This window comes from Synechococcus sp. BA-120 BA3 (genome assembly GCF_034931285.1).
Classification (GTDB): Bacteria; Cyanobacteriota; Cyanobacteriia; order PCC-6307; family Cyanobiaceae; genus Cyanobium.
Genome location: NZ_JAYGHZ010000398.1, coordinates 1 through 3348 on the forward strand (window position 1 = coordinate 1; position 3348 = coordinate 3348).

General features: G+C 72.2%; 5 protein-coding genes. 3 read left to right on the top strand and 2 right to left on the bottom strand.

The window, feature by feature from the left end; translation table 11 throughout:
• Nucleotides 1-324: chorismate-binding protein (locus tag VB737_RS15795; protein WP_500314350.1), on the top strand; the 324-nt coding region annotated here is incomplete at its 5' end.
• Between the two features lie 12 nt (nucleotides 325-336).
• Here VB737_RS15795 and gshB read toward each other — a convergent pair.
• Together gshB and VB737_RS15805 are read right to left on the bottom strand one after the other, a co-directional pair.
• Nucleotides 337-1326: a glutathione synthase gene (gshB, locus tag VB737_RS15800; RefSeq protein ID WP_500314352.1), complete on the bottom strand. Its 990-nt coding sequence runs from the start codon at nucleotides 1324-1326 to the stop codon at nucleotides 337-339.
• On the bottom strand, nucleotides 1323-1646 hold the full coding sequence (locus VB737_RS15805) for a glutaredoxin domain-containing protein (protein ID WP_500314354.1): 324 nt from the start codon (nucleotides 1644-1646) through the stop codon (nucleotides 1323-1325). The genes gshB and VB737_RS15805 overlap by 4 nt, the downstream gene beginning before the upstream one ends.
• A gap of 132 nt (nucleotides 1647-1778) precedes the next feature.
• On the opposite strand from VB737_RS15805, the gene VB737_RS15810 reads away from it, so the two are divergent.
• Nucleotides 1779-2573 (top strand): FUSC family protein, encoded by a 795-nt coding sequence (locus VB737_RS15810; RefSeq protein WP_500314356.1) that lies wholly within the window; start codon nucleotides 1779-1781, stop codon nucleotides 2571-2573.
• Nucleotides 2570-3348, top strand: a 779-nt coding sequence (locus VB737_RS15815; protein ID WP_500314357.1) for an FUSC family protein, incomplete at its 3' end; no start/stop codon positions are given. The genes VB737_RS15810 and VB737_RS15815, both read left to right, overlap by 4 nt.

Here is a 3348-nt window from a genome sequence, read left to right on the forward strand (position 1 = left end):
CCCCTCACCCTGGCCGAGGCCCTTCACCCCACCCCGGCGGTGGCGGGCCTGCCCCGGCGCGAGGCGATGGCCTGGCTGCGCAGCCTGGAGCCGTTCGAACGGGGGCACTACGCCGCCCCGATCGGCTGGATCGACACCGAAGGCGACACGGACCTGCGGGTGGCGATCCGCAGCGGCACCCTGCGGGGGCGGCAGCTGGAGCTGACCGCCGGGGCGGGGCTGGTGCGGGGCTCCCACCCCGAGCGGGAACTGCAGGAGGTGGCGCTCAAGCTCGGGGTGCTGCAGCAGCAGCTCAACCTGCCGGTGGCGGCCGGCTTCGACTGAGGCGGGCCGCCGTCAGCCGGCCAGCAGGCGCTCGATCACCTGATCGGCCAGGGGCCGGCGGCCCAGCCACTCCACCTCCCGCACCCCGGTGGGACTGGTGACGTTGATCTCGCTGAGCCGGCCGTCGATGACGTCGATGCCGACGAAGAACAGGCCCTCGGCCCGCAGCACCGGCGCCAGTTCGTCGCAGATGCGGTGCTCGGCGTCGGTGAGGTCGGCGGCGACGGGAGCGCCCCCCAGGGCCAGGTTGCTGCGGAACTCACCCGCCTTCGGCAACCGGTTCACGGCGCCGAGGGGTTCGCCGTCCACCAGCAGGATGCGCTTGTCGCCGGCGGTGACCGCGGGCAGAAAGGCCTGGACCATCACGGGCAAGGTCTCCTGGAGGGTGACCAGCTCCAGCAGGGACCGCAGGCCGGGGGCCGCCGCCGTGGCCCGCACCACCCCCTGGCCGGCCCGGCCCGCCAGGGGCTTGAGCACCACCTCCCCGTGGCCGGCGGCGAAGGCGGCCAGCTGCTCCACCCGGGCGCTGACCAGCGAGGGCGCCATCAGATGGCTGAAGCGCAGGGCACCCAGCTTCTCGTTCCAGGAGCGCAGGGCCGCCGGGCGGTTGAGCACCCGCACCCCGAAGGGCTCGGCCAGCTCCAGCAGCTGGGTGGTGTAGAGGTAGGCCTCATCGACCGGCGGATCCTTGCGCATCCAGATCCAGCGGAAGTGATCCAGGGGCAGGTCGCGGGGCTCGTCGGCCTCGACCCAGGGATCGGGCACGCTCCAGCCCTCGGCACTGGCCGCCATCGGGGCCAGGCGCACCGGCTGGGCCCAGGCCCGAGGTCGGTGGCGGCCGTCGTCAGCATCGGCGCAGGAGAGATCGGCCTGGGTGCAGACCCACACCGCCAGGCCGGCCCGCTGGGCCGCCTGCATCAGGGCGACGCTGGAGTCCTTGGCCGGCCGCAGGCGCGTGATCGGATCGACCACGAACAGCTGGGCATCCCGATCGCCGCTCACGCGCTCAGACGCAGGATGGGGCCGAGATCACCGGCCGAGTGGAGCTTGGCGAGCTCGCCATAGCCGCCGATGGCGATGCCGTCGATGAAGATCTGGGGAACGCTGGTGCGCCCACCGGAGCGCTTCATCATCACCTCCTTGTTGATCTCGTCGTCGTCGATGATGAACTCGTTGTAAGTGACCCCGAGCCTGTCCAGCAGACCCTTGGCCCGGATGCAGTCGGAGGAGAAGCGGTAGGTGTAGATGTCCACCTTCGCCGGTGGCTTCACCTCCACGGCGTCCTGCCCGGATTGCTCTGGGTGGACTCCTGGGATCTCCATCCGGTCTCTCATGGGGTGATCTGGCGCAGCTTAAGGGGACCGTCCATGCCCCACCAGATCCGCCCGTGCCGATCGGCGCAGGCCCGCCATCCTGTGGCCTGATCTCCCGGCGGCGCCTGGCCCGTCGGCTCGATGCCCCCCCGTTCTCCTTCGCCCCAGCAGATCCGCAATGCCCTGCAGGTGGGGTTCGCCGGGTTCCTCGCGGCCGGCATCCACGCGGCGGCCGGACCGGACGTCAACGCGATCGACGGCTTCTATGTGGTCTACGGGGCTGCCCGCAGCCTGCTGCCCACACCGGAGGCGTCGCGGGAGGCGGCCTGGGCACGGATCGTGGGCACCGTGTTCGGGGGCGCGGTGGTGGTGCTGCTCACCCAGGCCCTGCACAACTGGCTGGCCATCGGGATCGGCTACGTGCTGATCCAGCTGCTGGGACGCCGGCTGGGGCTGAGTCCGGCCACGCTGATGAACGCGGTGATCATGACCGTGCTGATCCTGGCGGTCCCCGCCCACGAGCGGATGGGGGGCTGGTACGTCGTCGACAGGACCGGCTGGCACCTGCTGGGGCTGCTGCTGGGCATGGCCGTCGAACGGCTGTTCTGGTTCCGCTCACCGCTGCAGCGCCTGGAGGACAGCGAGCGGGGTCTGCTGGGCCGGATCGAGGCCCTGCTGGCTGGCCGCTCCCACGACGGGGCGGAGGAACTGATCAGCGCCTACGCCGCCCACTGCGCCGTGCGCGCCGCCGTGCTGCGCAGCCCCCAGGCCCACGGCCTGGCGAGTGAGGGGATGCAGCAGCGGCACGAGGCGCTCGAGCAGGCGCTGCGCCACGCGGTCGCCATGGTCCGGGTGCCGGCCATGCTGCGCTCCATCGACGCCGACGCCTGCCACGAGGCCTTGCTGCGGCTGCGGAGCCTGGCGGCAGCGCCATGACAGCTCCGGGACGCTCGGCCGTGATCGTGCGCAACGGGACGGTGCTGGCGCTGGTGGTGGCCGCCTGCAACCACGCGGCGCTGCCGGAAGGCCTGTTCCTGGCCCTGGGGGTGCTCATCATTCTCGAGACCGACCTGGGCGGCGGCGTGCTGGCCGGCCGGGAGCGGATCATCGGCACCCTGCTGGGTCTGCTCGCCGTGGTGATCGCCGCGGGGGTCCTCGGCGGCCTGTCCAGCGCCCTCGGGGTGTTCCTGGGACTGACCCTGGTGCGCCTGTTCGGCTTCGCCGCCGGCCTGACCAGCGGCTTCGTGGTGGGCGGCCACATGGTGGCGGGCAGCCTGATGAACCACGGCGACGCCTGGTGGCACTACGTCTTCTGGCGGATGGTGATGACGGTCCTGGGCGTGATCCTGGGGATGGTGGTGTCGCGGCAGATCTACAGCCAGCGGTCCTCCAGCGCCTGGCAGGCCTCCTGTGACGGCTGGCTGCTCGATCTGGCCCGCTTCCTGGAAGGCCTGCCGGACATGGCCGAACCGGAGCAGACGTTCGCGGCCCTGCGGGAGCGCCGCAATGGCCTGCGCCGCCAGCTGCCCCAGCTGGCGGCCGAACGGACGCTGATCCACGGCCAGCCGGACGCGGCGGTGCTGCGGGCCCAGCAGCAGCTGCAGCACGGCAGCACGGTGATGAGCGCGGCCCGGGACCTCGGCCTGCTGCTCAGGCAGGAAGCGCCGACGGCCTGGGTGCCGCCCGGGCTGATCCCGCCCCTGATGGACTG